This window comes from Pseudomonas rosaeacicularis, assembly GCF_057128745.1.
The window spans coordinates 85,564-101,431 of the sequence record NZ_JBSKHT010000010.1; the positions used below are offsets into that span (position 1 = coordinate 85,564).

The 15,868-nt window shown below is 60.4% G+C and carries 17 protein-coding genes; 1 reads left to right on the forward strand and 16 read right to left on the reverse strand.

The window, feature by feature from the left end; all coding sequences use genetic code 11:
• Positions 1–29: 29 nt before the first annotated feature.
• The 6 genes from ACWKWM_RS14450 to trhA all read right to left on the reverse strand — a co-directional run bounded on the left by ACWKWM_RS14450 (position 30) and on the right by trhA (position 5,418).
• Positions 30–902: a MurR/RpiR family transcriptional regulator gene (locus ACWKWM_RS14450; RefSeq protein WP_483846786.1), complete on the reverse strand. Its 873-nt coding sequence runs from the start codon at positions 900–902 to the stop codon at positions 30–32.
• An 18-nt stretch (positions 903–920) separates the two neighbouring features.
• Positions 921–2,168: a cysteine desulfurase-like protein gene (locus ACWKWM_RS14455; RefSeq protein WP_483846787.1), complete on the reverse strand. Its 1,248-nt coding sequence runs from the start codon at positions 2,166–2,168 to the stop codon at positions 921–923.
• A gap of 22 nt (positions 2,169–2,190) precedes the next feature.
• Positions 2,191–2,925, reverse strand: coding sequence for an amino acid ABC transporter ATP-binding protein (locus ACWKWM_RS14460; protein WP_483846788.1), 735 nt, complete (start codon positions 2,923–2,925; stop codon positions 2,191–2,193).
• A complete protein-coding gene (locus ACWKWM_RS14465) occupies positions 2,922–3,599 on the reverse strand; it encodes an amino acid ABC transporter permease (RefSeq protein ID WP_483837175.1) in 678 nt (225 codons plus the stop codon). Before ACWKWM_RS14465 ends, ACWKWM_RS14460 begins: the two co-directional genes overlap by 4 nt.
• Before the next feature lie 49 nt (positions 3,600–3,648).
• Complete coding sequence (locus ACWKWM_RS14470) at positions 3,649–4,425, reverse strand: transporter substrate-binding domain-containing protein (protein ID WP_483837176.1); 777 nt, start codon at positions 4,423–4,425, stop codon at positions 3,649–3,651.
• A 375-nt stretch (positions 4,426–4,800) separates the two neighbouring features.
• Positions 4,801–5,418 (reverse strand): PAQR family membrane homeostasis protein TrhA, encoded by a 618-nt coding sequence (gene trhA, locus ACWKWM_RS14475; protein ID WP_483846789.1) that lies wholly within the window; start codon positions 5,416–5,418, stop codon positions 4,801–4,803.
• A 143-nt stretch (positions 5,419–5,561) separates the two neighbouring features.
• Between trhA and ACWKWM_RS14480 the strand changes: the two genes are divergently transcribed.
• Positions 5,562–6,476 carry a LysR family transcriptional regulator gene (locus tag ACWKWM_RS14480; RefSeq protein ID WP_483846790.1) on the forward strand — a complete coding sequence of 305 codons (915 nt, stop codon included), beginning with the start codon at positions 5,562–5,564 and terminating at the stop codon, positions 6,474–6,476.
• A 643-nt stretch (positions 6,477–7,119) separates the two neighbouring features.
• Here ACWKWM_RS14480 and madM read toward each other — a convergent pair.
• From madM to ACWKWM_RS14530, 10 genes are all read right to left on the reverse strand, one after another.
• Positions 7,120–7,884: a malonate transporter subunit MadM gene (gene madM, locus ACWKWM_RS14485; RefSeq protein ID WP_483846791.1), complete on the reverse strand. Its 765-nt coding sequence runs from the start codon at positions 7,882–7,884 to the stop codon at positions 7,120–7,122.
• 1 nt (position 7,885) lies between these two features.
• Positions 7,886–8,305 carry a malonate transporter subunit MadL gene (madL, locus tag ACWKWM_RS14490; protein ID WP_483846792.1) on the reverse strand — a complete coding sequence of 140 codons (420 nt, stop codon included), beginning with the start codon at positions 8,303–8,305 and terminating at the stop codon, positions 7,886–7,888.
• Positions 8,306–8,372: 67 nt separating this feature from the next.
• Complete coding sequence (gene mdcH, locus ACWKWM_RS14495; protein WP_483846793.1) at positions 8,373–9,308, reverse strand: malonate decarboxylase subunit epsilon; 936 nt, start codon at positions 9,306–9,308, stop codon at positions 8,373–8,375.
• The gene (locus tag ACWKWM_RS14500) at positions 9,305–9,931 is read right to left on the reverse strand and encodes a malonate decarboxylase holo-ACP synthase (protein ID WP_483846794.1); all 627 of its coding nucleotides are present in this window, start codon (positions 9,929–9,931) and stop codon (positions 9,305–9,307) included. The genes mdcH and ACWKWM_RS14500 overlap by 4 nt, the downstream gene beginning before the upstream one ends.
• Positions 9,932–10,735 (reverse strand): biotin-independent malonate decarboxylase subunit gamma, encoded by an 804-nt coding sequence (gene mdcE, locus ACWKWM_RS14505; protein WP_483846795.1) that lies wholly within the window; start codon positions 10,733–10,735, stop codon positions 9,932–9,934.
• Positions 10,732–11,583 carry a biotin-independent malonate decarboxylase subunit beta gene (locus tag ACWKWM_RS14510; RefSeq protein WP_483846796.1) on the reverse strand — a complete coding sequence of 284 codons (852 nt, stop codon included), beginning with the start codon at positions 11,581–11,583 and terminating at the stop codon, positions 10,732–10,734. The genes mdcE and ACWKWM_RS14510 overlap by 4 nt, the downstream gene beginning before the upstream one ends.
• The gene (locus ACWKWM_RS14515) at positions 11,576–11,875 is read right to left on the reverse strand and encodes a malonate decarboxylase subunit delta (RefSeq protein WP_483846797.1); all 300 of its coding nucleotides are present in this window, start codon (positions 11,873–11,875) and stop codon (positions 11,576–11,578) included. The genes ACWKWM_RS14510 and ACWKWM_RS14515 overlap by 8 nt, the downstream gene beginning before the upstream one ends.
• Before the next feature lie 2 nt (positions 11,876–11,877).
• Positions 11,878–12,768: a triphosphoribosyl-dephospho-CoA synthase gene (locus ACWKWM_RS14520; protein WP_483846798.1), complete on the reverse strand. Its 891-nt coding sequence runs from the start codon at positions 12,766–12,768 to the stop codon at positions 11,878–11,880.
• Positions 12,768–14,447: a malonate decarboxylase subunit alpha gene (gene mdcA / locus ACWKWM_RS14525; RefSeq protein WP_483846799.1), complete on the reverse strand. Its 1,680-nt coding sequence runs from the start codon at positions 14,445–14,447 to the stop codon at positions 12,768–12,770. The genes ACWKWM_RS14520 and mdcA overlap by 1 nt, the downstream gene beginning before the upstream one ends.
• Positions 14,448–14,557: 110 nt before the next feature.
• Positions 14,558–15,700: a Fic family protein gene (locus ACWKWM_RS14530; RefSeq protein ID WP_483846800.1), complete on the reverse strand. Its 1,143-nt coding sequence runs from the start codon at positions 15,698–15,700 to the stop codon at positions 14,558–14,560.
• Positions 15,701–15,868: the final 168 nt, after the last annotated feature.

The following is a 15,868-nucleotide window of genomic DNA, read 5'->3' on the forward strand; positions in this document are numbered from 1 at the left end:
CTATCTGGCAAAAACCGCCGAGCGTTGGCTCAGCAGTCGATGTTTTTCAACGCATCATGATCCGGCCCGTCAAGGCCTTGGCCATCGCGGAACGCCAGGCCCATGGCCAGGGTTTGCGCGATACAGAACGCCGCCGTCAGAGAACGAAAACCCAACAGCTCAGCGTCGTTGACCTCGATCATCACCGACGCTTTTTGTCCGATGGGGCTGAGCAGACTGTCAGTGATCGCCACAATCGGCGTCCCCGCCGCCACGGCCTGGGTGCAGGCGTCGATGGTTTCCTGGGAGTACGGCGGAAAACTCACCGCCACCAGCACGTCATCGCTGTGCAGCGCGCCGACCTGCTCACGCAGGCTGCCGCCCAATCCGCTGATGTGCACGGCGCGTCTTCCGACACGGCTCAGCGCATAACTCAAGTAGGACGCCATCGGAAACGAGCGGCGCATGCCGACCACAAACGTGGTCCGCGCCTGTTGCAGCAGGCCGATGGCTTGTTCGATGGCCTCCACTTGCTGCCCTTCGGCCAGATGCTCCAGCGACACGATGTTCGCGCGGCTGAACGCAGAAAGCATGGCGCCCACGTCGGTCGGGTCATCGAGCAGTTGCTCGCCTCGATAGTGACGAATGCGCTCTTTGAAACTGCCCTGCCCGGCCTGCTGCAACGGCTGCTTGAACAACCGCTGCAAATCGCTGAACCCGCTGAAACTTAGCGCCTGGGCCAGCCTAATGAACGCCGACGACGGAATCCCCGAGATTTTCGCCAGCGCCGCCACGGTATTCAGTGCCACGTCGTGCGGGTGTTCATTTAGGTAATTGGCCGCATCACGTTGCCGTGCGGTCAGGCGTTCCTGATGTTCGACGATGGCTGAACGCAGCTCGGCCAGGGTTTGCGGTACAGGCATAAAATCGCTCGATAAAAGTCAGGACGCGCGCAATTCGGTAATCGCCTGAGCCAGATGCTCAACCAGACGATTCAGCTCATCGACGCTGTTGTAATGGGCGATCGACACCCGTACTACGCCGCCGTACGGAGTCAGGCCCAGTTGTTCGATCAGGCGTCGGGCGTAGAAGTCACCAAAACGGATGCCCATGCGGTGGCCGTCGACACGCCGCACGATGGCTTCGGACTGAACGCCTTCGACGACAAAGCTGATGGTGGGCACGCGGTCGCCATCCGTCACACGCGGTTTGCCGATGATGCGTACGCCCGGCGTCTCGCGCAGAAAGGCCAGCAGGGTTTCGGCCAGCAAATCTTCCTGCACTTCGAACGCGTCGAAGGCAGCCTGCATTTTTTCGCGCTCACTGCCGTTGGCGCCCAGACGCTGGCCGATGTCGATCAGGTAATCGCTGATGCCGATGCAGCCAAAAGACAATTCGTAATTGAGGTTGCCCGGTTGCAGCTTGTAGGGGATGACTTCTTGACCGATGAAGAAGTGGTTCAGGCTCGGCAGCTCAAGCAAGGCCTCGCGCTTACCCCACAGCACGGCGAAGTGCGGGCCGAAGGTTTTGTAGAAACTGAACACGTAGTAATCGGCGCCGCTGGCCTGTACATCCACCAGACGGTGCGGCGCGTAGGCCACCGCATCCACGCACAACTTGCCGCCCACTGCGTGCACGCGGCGCGCAACTTCGGCTACCGGATTGACGCTGCCGAGGATGTTCGACGCGTGGGTCATGGCGACGTAGCGGGTTTTCTCGCTGAGCAACGCGTCCAGATCGTTAAGCTCCAGGTCCATGCTCGCAGGGTCTACCGTCCACACGCGCAAGGTCGCGCCGCGCTGCTCACACAAGCGTACCCACGGTCCGATGTTGGCTTCATGATCGCAGTTGGTGACGATGATTTCGTCCCCCGGCTGAATCGACGGCGCAATCGCGCGGCAGAGAATCTGCAGCAGGTGCGTAGTCGAGCCACCCATCACGCACTCTTCCGGGTGCTGGGCATTGATCAGTTGCGCCACCGATTCACGCGCCTGCATCACCCGCGCCCCGGCGTCGACCGATTCGCTGTAGGACGCGCCCAACTGCACTGCGCTGTTGAGCAGGTAATCGGTGACGCGCTCGGCGACCGGCTTGAGCACGGCAGAACCGCCGGCGTTGTCGAGATAGGCGTAACCGCTGCTCAGTGCGGGAAATTGGCTGCGTACGTAATCGATATCCAGGGCATTCAAGGGAGTGATCTCCAAGGTCTGATCAGTGATGCAAGATGGCCTGCAAAAACGCCCGAGTTCTCGGCTCTTGCGGGGCCGTGAAGAAGTCGTGCGGGTTGTTCTGTTCGATGATTCGGCCGTTTTCCATGAAGATCACCCGGTCGGCGACTTTGCGCGCAAAGCCCATTTCATGCGTGACGACCACCATGGTCACGCCGGAGCGGGCCAGGTTCTGCATCACGTCCAGCACTTCGCCGACCATCTCCGGGTCGAGGGCAGAAGTCGGTTCGTCGAACAGAATTACCCTCGGTTCCATCGCCATGGTGCGAGCGATGGCGACGCGTTGCTGCTGCCCGCCGGAAAGCTGGCTGGGGTATTTTTCGGCGTGGGCGCCCATGCCGACTTTGTCCAGCAACAGGCGCGCACGCTCGTTGGCATCCTTGCGCGACATGCCGCGCACCCGCACCGGCGCCAGCGCGACGTTGGCCAGCACGGTCAGGTGCGGATACAAATTGAAATTCTGAAAAACCATGCCGACTTCGCAACGAATGCCGGCCAGTTTCGGTCCGTTTTCTACCCGTTGATCGGCGACGCGTATGTCGCCCTGCTGGTATTCCTCCAGCAGATTGATGCAGCGGATCAACGTCGATTTTCCCGAGCCGGATGGCCCGAGAATCACCACCACTTCGCCTTGTTCGACGGTGAGGTTGATGTCCGCCAGCGCCTGAAATGCGCCATAGAACTTGGCCATGCGTTCGATTTCGATGACGGTACTCATGCGCTTTTCCTCGCGGAGCCGTTGCGTCGTTCGATCCAGCTCACCAGTTGCACCAGCGGCAGGAGCAACAGCAGGTACATGACCGCTGCGCCCACCAGCGGGGTCGGGTTGGCGGCCAGTGCCTGAGCCTGTGTCGCTTGCTTGAGCAAATCAGGCATCGCCACCACCGAAGCCAGCGCGGTGTCTTTCATGACGTTGATGCAGTTGCTGGTCATGGGCGGCATGACGATGCGCATGGCCTGCGGCAGGATCACGTCGCGCATGGTGTTGAAAAAGCTCATGCCCTGAGAGGCTGCGGCTTCGAACTGCCCGCGCGGAATGGCCTCAATGCCTGAGCGGAAAATCTCCGCCGAATACGCGCATGACACCAGGGACAGCGCTGCCGTGGCCGCCGCGAACGACGACAACCGAATGCCCACGAACGGCAAGGCGTAGTAGATCAGCACCAGCAACACCAGCAGCGGAATCGAGCGCAGTACATCGATGTAAACGCGCGCGAGAAAACGAATCGGCGCGTAGGAATACAGCCGCAGCATCGCCAGCAACAGCCCGCCTACCAGGCCGAGAATGATGCTGACGACGCCCAGCATCACCGTCACGCCAAGGCCGCGCAGCATCAGTGGCAGCGCATCGACAAACACGCCCCAGTTGAAGAAAGTCTGTAACAACTCCATTGCGATTCCTTGGTGTTGAAGCGGCTGAGCGGGCTTGAGCAGTCAGGCGTTACTTGAGCACATCGACCACTTTGACGGTGCTTGAATCGGCGTCGGCGTCAGCGCCGAACCACTTCTTGTGCAGGCCGGCGATCACGCCTTCTTTCTTCATGGCGGAGATGATGTCGTTGACCTGAGTGGCCGATTCCCAGCCCTTGGCGTGCATCAGCGAATATTTTTCGCCGGTCGGAATACGGGCGACGACTTTGTACTGCGGCTTGTCCTTGATGTAGTACAGGACCGCCGGGATGTCGCTGACGTAGCCGTCCATGCGACCGGACGCAAGATCGAGCATCGCAGGCGACAGGCCTTCGTAGCGTGAGACATCTTTGAATTTGTATTCGGCCTGATGCGCGCCAACCCACATGTCGCCGGTGGAGCCGGTATCGACGCCGACCACTTTGCCTTCCATGTCTTTCAGGCCAGTGATGCCGGACTTGGCCAGTACCGACAGGGATTGGTCGCTGTCGTAATACGGCTGGGCGAAGCCGACGGACTCAAGGCGTTTCGGGGTGATGGTGATCGATGAGATCGCGATGTCGGCACGCTTGGACTGCACGGCGCTGAACAGGCCGTTGAAGGGGATATTGACGAACTCGACAGTCTTGCCGGCGCGCTTGGCGACTTCTTTGACGACATCGACTTCAAAGCCGACGATCTCGCCCTTGGCATCCTGGAATTCCCACGGCACGTTGCCGACGTTGGCGCCAACGGTCCAGTCCGCCGCCCAGGTGGAGGCGGAAAATGCGGTTGCCACGGCCATGCTCAAGAGTACTTTCACATTCATGTCTTGCTCCCCGATTAAATCAGTCAGTCCAAGAAGGCCGCCTCACCACTTGAGCAGGCGTTTCGAGGATCAGACTAGGATGACGAATCAAATAATTCAACAAATAAAAATAATGAATTAAATGCTTCAATACAGGGCAAATGCTTTTCGGGTTGGTGCAAATGCGCGGGGCTTGCGGGCTGCTGCGATTACCGGAAATCGAGGGGTTGTGTTGAGAAGGATGCACTGAAGCGGGGCGCGGAAATGACCCTCTACACACACCCCGTGGGAGCGGACCTGTCCGCGAAGAGGCCATTGCATCCGATACATTTCTATCGCTTGGGCCAATGCCTTCGCGGACAGGTCCGCTCCCACGGATATGTGTATCCGCTGGGATCACAGCACGTAAAATGTAATCGCCACAAAGTGCAGCAAGCTCCCGGCAATCACGAACAGGTGCCAGATGCCATGGGCGTGGCGCAGTCGGTGATCGAGGGCAAAAAAGATGATGCCGACGGTGTACAAAACGCCGCCCGACGCCAGCCAGATGAACCCGGCAGTGCCGAGCGCCGCCAACAACGGTTTGACTGCCACCAGTACAATCCAGCCCATGACCGCGTAGATCACGATCGACAGGATGCGCGCTTCGGAACGCGGTTTGATCTCCTGCAAAATCCCGATGATCGCCAGTCCCCAGACAATGCCAAACAGTGTCCAGCCCCAAGGCCCGCGCAACGTCACCAGACAAAACGGCGTGTAACTGCCGGCAATCAGCAAGTAGATCGAAAAGTGATCAACCTTCTGCATGATCGCTTTTTTGCGGCCCTGGACGCTGTGGTAAACCGTCGATGCGCTGTACAGCACCAGCAGGGTAAAACCATAGATCGCCACACTGACAATCTTCCAAGGGCTGCCGTCCATACTGGCGATCACCAGCAACCACACCGCCCCGACAAACGCGGCGATGGCCCCAACCAAGTGGGTCCAGGCATTGAGTCTTTCACCGTAATACATTCGTAAACCACCTCTCTTGCACATAACACCGGGCAAGGCTCCAGCTTATGAGGCAAAAGCGCAATGCGTGTTTCGGCATTTAATGCACCCAGCCGCTGATGACTTGGGCACAATCGGCAGCACTCCAATAACAACGGTGCCCCATGCAGATCGATGAAGAGCTGACCCTCAAGAAGCTGGAGATTTTCCTGGCTTTCATGCGCACCGGCAATCTGTCGAGGGCCGCCGTTGAGTTGCAGACCAGCACCGTGAGCGTGCATCGGGCGATCCACTCACTGGAAAGCGCACTGCGCTGTCCGCTGTTCAAGCATGAAGGCCGTAATCTCACGCCGCTGGAAAGCGCCTATGTGCTGGAGGAACGCGCGCAAAAACTGGTGCAGGAGGTGCTCGCCACTGTTGAGCTGACGCGTCAGGCAGCGGGGTTTTCGGCGGCGCGATTCAAGCTGGGGGCGTTGTATTCATTGACCGTTAAAACCGTGCCGCAATTGATCATGGGGCTAAAGATCCGCCGCACCGAGCTGAACATCGATCTGATCCTGGGCTCGAACATCGACCTGTTCTACAAGCTCAAGAACATGGAAGTGGACGCGATTCTGGTGTCGTTGAACGAATCCGTGAGCGACCCGGATTGCGAGCATCTGCCGCTGTTCTCCGATGACATCTTCCTCGCCGCGCCGGTGGATTCGCCGTTCGCCCAGCACAGTGAAGTGGACCTGAGCGATCTGCGCGAAGCGACGTTCATTACCCTGACCCAAGGCTTTGCGACCCATCGTGATGGTGCGATGGTGTTTCAACAGGCGGGGTTCGAGCCGAAGGTGGCGATGCAGGTGAATGACATCTTTACCCTGCTGAGCATGGTCAGCTCGGGCGTAGGTTACGCCTTGCTGCCAGGACGGATTGCGGCCGTATACGAAAACCGCGTGCGCCTGATTCCTCTGCAGCAAAGATATCGGATGCAGCAGCACATCGGCCTGGTGTTCCTCAAAGCCCGCGAACGCGACCCTAATCTGCTCGCGTTGCTGGCGGAGTGTCGGATGTATACCAATCGTTTGAGTTGAAAGCTGCAAGCTGCAAGCTGCAAGCCAGCAGATAGTTACCCCGCCCTGCGTGGGAACGATCGACGAATACCGCTTCTGCCCGGAGGGCGTAGGAGCCTTGCTTGCAGGCGATCGACCGGGCACCGGTCGCAACACCGGACATCCCGGTTTACCTGACGCACCGCGTTCACCCATTGACTGCCGGTTCCCGGCAGATCGTTAGCAAGCTGGACTCCTACGGCCTCCGGCCAGAATCAAAGGCAATGCCCCAGCCACTGATCGTTCCTCGCTCTCCGCGCGGGAACGATCAACCAATACCGCATCTGCCCGGAGGGCGTAGGAGCCTTGCTTGCAGGCGATCGACCGGGCACCGGTCGCGAAACCAGATACCCCTGCGCGACTGATGCACCGCATTTACCCGGTTTGCTGCCGGTTCCCGGCAGATCGTCAGCAAGCTGGACTCCTACGGCCTCCGGCCAGAATCAAAGGCAATGCTCCAACCACTGATCGTTACCTGCGCGTGGAACGAGCGAGGCCGGGAGACTGGAATGCGTTCCCCTGTAGGAGCTGCCGAAGGCTGCGAAACGTCGGATCAGGCGACGAATCTCTGTTGCCGGACCTATCGCTTCGCAGCCTTCGGCAGCTCCTACAGAGGTCGACGTGATTAACCCAAAATCCCGCGCACGATGAAATACAGCAACGACGGCCCAAGCAGGCAGCCGAGCCCGGTGTGGAAGGTCGCGGTCAGGGCGCCGTAGGGCACGAGTCGGCGATCAGTCGCGGCCAAACCCGCCGTTACGCCGCTCACTGTCCCGGCCAGACCGCCAAACACCATGGCCGAACGCGGGTTATCGAGGCCCATCCAGCGTGCGGCCATCGGCGTGCCGACCATCACCAGAATCGCTTTGATCAACCCCGTCGCAATCGACAGCGCCATCACGTCGGAACTGGCGCCCAACGCAGCACCGGTCACCGGCCCTACGATATAGGTCACTGCGCCCGCACCAATGGTGGTGATGCTGACCGCATCGCGATAACCAAACGCATAAGCCACGCACGAGCCGACGATAAACGGCAGCAAGGTCCCGAGCATCAACGCAACGGCACCGATCATGCCGGCTTTTTTGGCTTCCGTCGCCTGCACTTCGAACGCCGTGGCGACGATGGCGAAGTCACGCAACATTGCGCCGCCCATCAAGCCGATCCCGGAAAACAGCGCCACATCAGCCAGGCCTTTTTGCCCGCCGGTCAGTGTTCCGCCGATCCACGCCAGCACCAGCCCAATGACGATGGCAATTGCAGAACCATGAATGCGCCCAAACGTGAGCCGTTTGGACAGCACCACGGAAATCCACATCACCACGCCCACCACCGCAAACGCCGTCACCAGCCCTTGGCTGATGAGGTCTTTCTGAATGAGATCCCACATGTCAGCGGCCTCCCACTGGCGCGGCAACCGGGATAATCACCGGCTCTTCTTCCTTGGGCAGCGGCTCGCCCTTGTTGGTCCGGCTGATCACCGCAATGGTGCAGGCGCAAATCATTACAGAACCAATCGCTGCGAGAACGGCAATCGGTCCGCCCTTAAGCGCCGTGACGACATTTTGCTGTGCGGCCATGGCGACCACGACCGGGATGTACATCGCCCCCCAGAAGCCGACGCCCATCTCGCAGCCTTCGCTCATGCCGCCGCGCTTTTGCATGTAGAGACGGGCGCAGATCAGCAGGATCATCGCGATCCCGACGCCGCCGACATTGGATTTGACGCCCAGCAGCACGCCGAGCAGATCACCGAGAATCACCCCCGCAAGGGTGCAGATTGCGAGTAACGCGACACCATAAATAACCATTATTTTTATCCTCAAATTGCATCGTCGAAGTTGTTGTTGTGTTTGTTCTTCGAAAGCAGCAGTCGGTCTATGGGTTGCGGCGTTCCTCCTCTCGCGACAGCGCGCTCAGCGTATCCAGCCGAGCACCCTGGAAGGCGACTGCGGATCCTTGTTCGAAAACCCGACGCGCCAGCCCCGTCAACACGGTGCCCGGCGGCAGTTCGATTTGCAGGCGCACGCCGCGCTCGTACGCGGTCTGCACGGTGCTGCGCCAGTCGATGACTCGGCACATGTTGAACGCCAGGTCGTCACGTAACTTGTCTGCGTTGAGAACGGGCCGCGCAGCGCTACCGCTCAGATAACGAATGCTCGGCGCCTGCACCGACACGTGACTGAACGCCTCGGCCAGTGTCTGCGCAGGCCCAGCCAGCAACTCACAATGGGACGGCACGCTGACCGCCAGCCGCTTGGCCGTTGCCGCGCCCTGGGCTCTGGCAAGCGCCGCGACCTGCGCCATCGCCTCATGACTGCCGGCGATGACGAACTGGTTATCAGCGTTGATATTCGCCAGGTACACCGGCATCTGAGGCGCATGAATTTGAACGATCAATTGCTCTACAACCGCTTGATCCAGACCGATCAGAGCAGTCATGCCGTAGCCTTCTGGAAATGCGTTCTGCATCAACTCGCCACGCAACGCGACCAGCCGCACCGCATCGGCAAACCCCAGCGCGCCTGAAATAACCGCTGCTGGATACGCGCCAATTGAAAGCCCAGCGACGAAATCCGGCTGGCTCCCTTGGGCCATCAACACGCGCGAACAGGCAACGCCCGCGATCAACAAGCACAACTGAACAGCCCGAGTGGATTGCAGCGCCTGGGCGGTATCGAGCAACAATACGTCTTCGTTCAGTGCTTCGCTGGCTTCCCCCAGGCATTCGCTGATCAAGGGCTCGCGCGGCAGCAGATGCAGCATGTTCGCCTGCTGCGCTCCCTGGCCCGGATACACCCAAAAACTGCTCATGCGACTGACTCAAGCGCATGCCACGGATCGAGCACCAATCGTGCGCCGTCAGCGGGTTTCAAGAGCACTCGTTGCGATTGTCCGGCCCACTCACGCAGCGCAACGGCACCGAGCGGCGTTTGCAGTTGCAGATCGATGCGGCACACCGTCCCACCTAATGCATCTAGTAGCTGAGCGGCCGCCTGACGATCAAAAAATGCATCAGTGCGCAGGATCAAATCCAGATCGCTCTTTTGATGCAGCGCCGATAAACCGCTGGCCAACTCAAATCCTGCGCTGCCGACCACGCCCCACGGCAAACCCAGCGCATTCATAACTGGTTGGATGTGTTGCAGCGCTCGCAACGCCGGCCAGTCCTGCGCGCCAGCCACGCCAACAAGCTGTTCAGGCAGAATCCGACGCTGAATATCGGCGACATCCATCACCGCCCCATAACGCTGATCCCGCGAACGCCCACGCACACCCACTGCAACTTGACCGACTCCGACCAACGCCCGACGCACCACCACGGGATGGCCGAGGCTGATCACCTCGACACACCACGCCGGCGCATCAGCCGGCAGCGCAGACACCGGCATGCCCCACAACAAGTCGTGGGGCTGCGCCATCGGAATCACGCTCATTTACCAATGCGCCCGCAGCAGTTCGCGCACTTTCGAGGACGCCGCGCGGTTGGTTGCGCCGCGTCGGCTGCTCAGATCATTCGGACCGAATTGGGCATCCTTGATCGCCGCAATCAGGCAGTCGCTCACCAACGTCAGATCAGCAGCAGAAGGCTGTTCAATCCGGCTTACCGACAGCGTTTCCCAGAGCAAGCCGAGGCTGGCGTAGCTGTCGATGTCGTAGGCCATTGGCGGCACGCTGGCGGCGAGTTTTTCCAGTTCTTCGACGCTGCGCAACGTGACTCGCGCCGCCGACGCCTTGCCCATGGCGTGCACCATCACGCCCGGATCACGCAGCGCGATCAGCCGATTGGCCTGATACCCATGGGCCAGAAATGCGCCGGACATTGCCTTGCCCACCAGCAGCCCGATCACCGGATGCCCAGCCAGACGCGCCCGCGCATAACTGTCCACGGCACCGGCCAACGCCTGATGAATGCCCAACGCTTCTTCGCGCCGTCCGTAAGCCTGACTTGGCACGTCGATGATGGCGATCAATGGGCGTTTGGTTTCGCTTTGGCGGTCCAGTTCGATGGCAGCGTCCACGGCCTTGGCCAGGCCCCAGCCTTCGAGCATGCCGACTTCGCCGTTCTGTGCGCGAGGGAAACGGTTTTGCGGATCAGCAACCACTGCGAGAAAACGCACGATTTGATCGCCAAGCTGGCCATCGGAGGCTTTCACTGACGCTGGCAGGCCAACGACTTCGGCAGCGCCTTCGCTCAGCGCCTTGAACCAGTTCAGGCCACGGGTCGAATAAGTGCTCATGGCTGTTCTCCTTGGTACAGGCTGCGGACGGTCGCGGGATCGATCTGCGGTTCGGTGTCCAGCTGCGCGAGTCGGTGCAGGAACAGCTCATATTGTCCGCTGCGCTCTTTCTCTCGCGGGCCCTGGAGCAAAAGCGCCTGGACCTGCTGTTGAATGGCCTTGATATCGTCCGCCACAAACGCGTCCACCAGACCACTGGCAAAACGCTGCTCGCCACCGGTCAGGCTCCAGATGAAGGGCCGGTCGCGGGAGTCGTATTCCTCGATTCCGGCTTCCTGCTCGATCACCTGCGGGCCGTTCAAACCAAGACGCGCTTCTTGAGTGACCAGCAGATAACTGCACAAACCGGCCGCAATCGACATGCCACCGAAACATCCGACGCTGCCTGCGACCACGCCGATCACTGGCTGATAGCGACGCAGATCGACGATGGCAGCGTGAATATCGGCAATCGCCGCCAGTCCCAGGTTGGCTTCCTGCAGACGCACGCCACCGGTTTCCAGTAGCAAAACGGCGGCGGTCGGAATGCCGTTGCGGTTGTCTTCGGCCGCCAATTCCAGCGCGCCCGCCATCTTCGCGCCGCCGACTTCGCCCATGCTGCCGCCTTGGAATCCACCCTCGATGGCGCACACCACCACCGGTTTGCCGCCAATGGCGCCTTTGGCGACGATCACTCCGTCGTCGGCTTGTGGCACCACGCCTTGTTTGGCTAGCCACGGCGACATCAAGCGATCAAACGGGCCGACCAGCTCCCGAAAGCTGCCTTCGTCCAGAATCGCCCGCGCACGCTGGCGAGCGCCGAGTTCGACGAAGCTGTGTTGTTGCAACAAGCGGGCGCTGTCAGTCATGGCCGATCTCCTCGAAACCTTGTTCCAGCCGGAGCCGAACCACGCCCGGCGTTGCGCCGAAGTCATGAATGTCTATGCTCAATGCGGGAGGATTCTGGCCGTCGAACATCCGCTCGAACAGGTTCTGCCAGCGCGCCGAACTGCCGTTTACCGAGGTCACCACCTGGATCGACAACTTGCCCGGCAGACCGGGCTCCAGCAGCACTTCCAGATCGCCGGAGCCAACACAGCCCACCAGCGCACGGCCCAGTGGCGGCTGCCCGGCAGGGAATTCAAAAGAAAGGGTTTCCATGATTAAAACGTCCTCTTGGCGTCGCCGAGCGCAGGCTCAAGGCAATCGATGAACAGGCAGGCAGCGAGCAGATCAGCAGCGCCTCCGGGGGATGCGTTAAGCGTGAGCAGTTGCTGATCCAGCTCATTCAGGCAGCGACGACCGCCCAGGCTGGCGCTGCCACCGGCATTGAGTACACGGTGCGCGCCGGTTTGCATGGCCGCCAGCCCGGCTTCGCCAGCGCGGTAGAGAACGCAGGTGTCCGACAGCGTGGTCATGATCGCCAGCAGCGCGTCGAGCCGGGCGTTCTGCTCGCCATTTCCGGCGGCGCGGCTGCGGTGCAGTTGTGGCAGGCCGAACTGAATAACAGCTGGAAAGCCCATTTGTGCCTGTTCGCGAGCACCCATCGCACCGTATTTGCGCGCGACCTCGGCGCCGTGGCTTCGGGTCTGGCCGAGCAGATTACGGTCGTCGATCAAAGCCAGTTTCGCAGCGCGCAGGCTCAGGCCCGCGGCACTCAGGTCATTGGGATCAAGGGCTGCGGCGGCGACCAGCAAACCTAGCGCCCAAATGGCGCCGCGATGGGTGTTGACTCCGTTGGTGGTGCGCATCATCGCTGCTTCACCTTCACGCCCGATGCGGCCAATGGCCTCGCGCAAGGGCTGGCCAATTTCACCGATATCGGTCGCGGCTTGGGCCATTTCCTTGAACGCAGGCCACAGCGACAGCGCCGAGGCGTGCATCAAACCGAGGTGCAGATCCTGATGGGCGCCGTTACTACGGCGGTCCACCAGCGCCGGTTTGGGTGACAGATCGGCTTCATCGATCAGCGCGTCCACCGCCCGATCGGCCAATTGATCAGCCAGCGATAACGCTTGAGGCTGGTGCTGGAAAGCTATGTGTTGAGCGCGCATCACCAACTCCTGAATTTCGCAGGCGGGCTGTACAAACCACCGGACCACTCCACCAGCTCGGCGATACTTTTGGCGGCGAGCAGTTCGCGGCTGGCGTCGGTACGTCGAATGCCAAGATCTTCCGGCAGCGCGATCAATCCTTCACGTCGCATGCGCGCGGTGTCTTTAGGGTTGTGGCGCAGGCCGATGGAAGTCACGCCCGCCACAGCCGCGATCATCTGCTGCCGCTCTTCCAGGCTGCGTGCTTTGTAGAGATAGGCGATGCCTTCTTCGGTGAGCAAGTGGGTGACGTCGTCGCCGTAGATCATGATCGGCGCCAGGGCCATGCCGCTTTTTTTCGCGACTTCCACAGCGTCGAGGGTCTCGACGAAGGTCGGTTTGCCGCCTTCCTGAAACGTCTCGACCATTTGCACGACGAGTTTCTTGCCGCGCTCAAGGTAAGCGTCCGGGCCGTCGCCAGTCTGCTGGCGCATGTCGAGCCAGGCCGGCGTTGCGTGGCGACGGCCGTGGGGATCGTGACCCATGTTCGGCGCGCCACCAAAACCGGCGAGCCTACCGCGAGTCACGGTAGAAGAATGGCCGTCGCCGTCCACTTGCAGGGTCGCGCCGATGAACAGATCCACCGCATATTGCCCGGCCAGCTGGCACATCATCCGGTTGGAGCGCATCGAGCCGTCACGCCCGGTGAAGAACACATCCGGCCGCGCGGCGATGTAGTTTTCCATGCCCAATTCGGTGCCGAAGCAATGCACGCTTTGGACCCAGCCGCTTTCGATGGCCGGGATCAAGGTTGGGTGGGGATTGAGCGTCCAGTTGCGGCAGATCTTGCCTTTGAGGCCCAGGGATTCGCCGTAGGTCGGCAGGATCAGCTCGATGGCGGCGGTGTTGAAGCCGATGCCGTGGTTGAGCGACTGCACGTTATGTTTTTCGTAGATCCCGCGAATCGCCATCATCGCCATCAGCACGTGCACCGGTTTGATGTGGCGCGGGTCGCGAGTGAACAGCGGTTCGATGTAGAACGGTTTGTCGGCGACCACCACGAAATCGACCCATGAGGCAGGGATATCCACGCGTGGCAGGTCGCTGACGTCGTCCACCAGCTCATTGACCTGCACGATGACGATGCCGTCGCTGAAGGCAGCGGGCTCAATCAATGCGGGAGTGTCTTCAGTGCTGGCGCCGGTGTAGATGTTGCCGGCGCGGTCGGCCATGAATCCGGCGGACAACACGACGTTGGGTATCAGGTCCACCAACAGGCGCGAATACAGTTCGATGTACGTATGAATCGCGCCGACTTCCAGCAGGCCGTCTTCCAGCAACTGGCTGATGCGCAGACTTTGCGTACCGGCAAACGAGAAATCCAGCTTGCGGGCGATGCCGCGTTCAAACAGATCCAGGTGCTCGGATCGCCCGACGCTGGGCATGATCATGTGCAGATCGTGCAGTTTGGCGGGGTCGGCCTTGACCAGAGAGCGCGACAGGAAATCCGCCTGTTTCTGGTTGTTGCCCTCGAGCACCACGCGGTCACCGGGCGCGATCAACGCCTCCAGGGCCGCGACGATTTTGTCGGTCGGCAACACCACGCCGTCGGCAAGAGAACGCACCAGCTCGAGCCGCCGCAGTTTTTCACTGCGACGACGCGACCAGCGCGGGTCGAGTTTCGTTGTTTTTGTAGTCATGAACGTTGTCATGCTGACTCCACGAGTTCGCTGTCGTGGGTCACCTTAGGAGCGATGGGTGTGGCGCATCAATCAAGCAGATGACGGGATCGTTAGGGTGAGGGTAACGATCAGGATTGCCAGTTGATTTGGTAGCGTGTGCTGCGACCGCCACCGGGGAGTTTCACCAGGCAGCCCTTCTCAAGCAGATCGACAAGGTGTCGGGTGGCCGTGGCCTTACTGACCTTAGCGACCGCCTGATAGTGCGCGGCGCTGATGCCGTTCTCGAAACCCGGTTTATCTGCGAGTAAATCGCCGTCGAGCAAGCGGTTAAGCACTTTGGTTTGCTCAGCCGACAATCCGTGGTCGCGATGCTGCTGCCAATATCTGGCCTTGTCCAAAACTCGTGCGATGCGCTGGCAGGCTTGGCCGAGGGTATGCAGCAGGGTTTCCAGGAACCAGCTGAGCCAGGCGGTGATGTCCAGCTCTGCCCTTTGTGAGGTTTCAAGGACCCGGTAATAGCCCTGTCGGTCGGCAAGAATGCTGGCCGACATTGCGTAAAAGCGGATGGACTGGTTTTCAGCCTGTGCGAGTGCCAGGTCGGTAATCGCCCGGGTCAAACGGCCGTTACCGTCGTCGAAGGGGTGTAACGTCACAAACCAGAAATGCGCGATGCCGGCCCTTAATAGCGGGTCGAGGGTAGGGTCGGACTGGCTGCTCTGGAACCAGTGGAAAAACCCATCCAGTTGCTGCTCAAGTCCGTCCCGCGGGGGCGCCTCAAAATGCACAACCGGTCGATCCAGTCTCCCGGACACCACTTGCATTGACTCATGACCACGAAGCACACCGACGCCGATCGTTTGGGTAACCAGCGCTTCCGAGGTGGGAAACAGTAGCTGGTGCCAATGCAGCAGTCGCTTTAGGGTGAGTGGGCGCTGATGCTGCTGAGTGGCGTCCAGCATCAATTCGGCTAATCCCTCGCTGCGAGGGCTGACACGTTGCTCTGCCGCCAGCCCCAGCCGTTTGGCCAAGGAAGAACGAACTGAACCGACATTCAACTGCTCGCCTTCAATCGCCGATGAAGTGATGACGTTTTGTAGCAACGCATCGAGTTCGGACTGCGCACTGGCATCGACGCCCTGCGCTTCAAGCATCCCGAGCAAACGGCCTTGAGCTTGAGAGCAGGCGCGCAGAACAGGTGCGAGTTGGTCGGCATTCCATGTGAACGCGGGCCAACTGGGGTGCTGCCAAATCCAACGATTGAACTCGCTCACTCAAGACCTCGAAGGCAATGAGCCAAATACGGGAGATATTCGGCTCACCTAATGAGCCGAATATGGGTTTTATTCGGCTCATTGTCTAGGGAGGGTGGATCACGACCCGGCAGAAGCCAACGGAAGCTATTACGCTCCCGGGGCAAACGCCTGACGCTACGCGAAGCT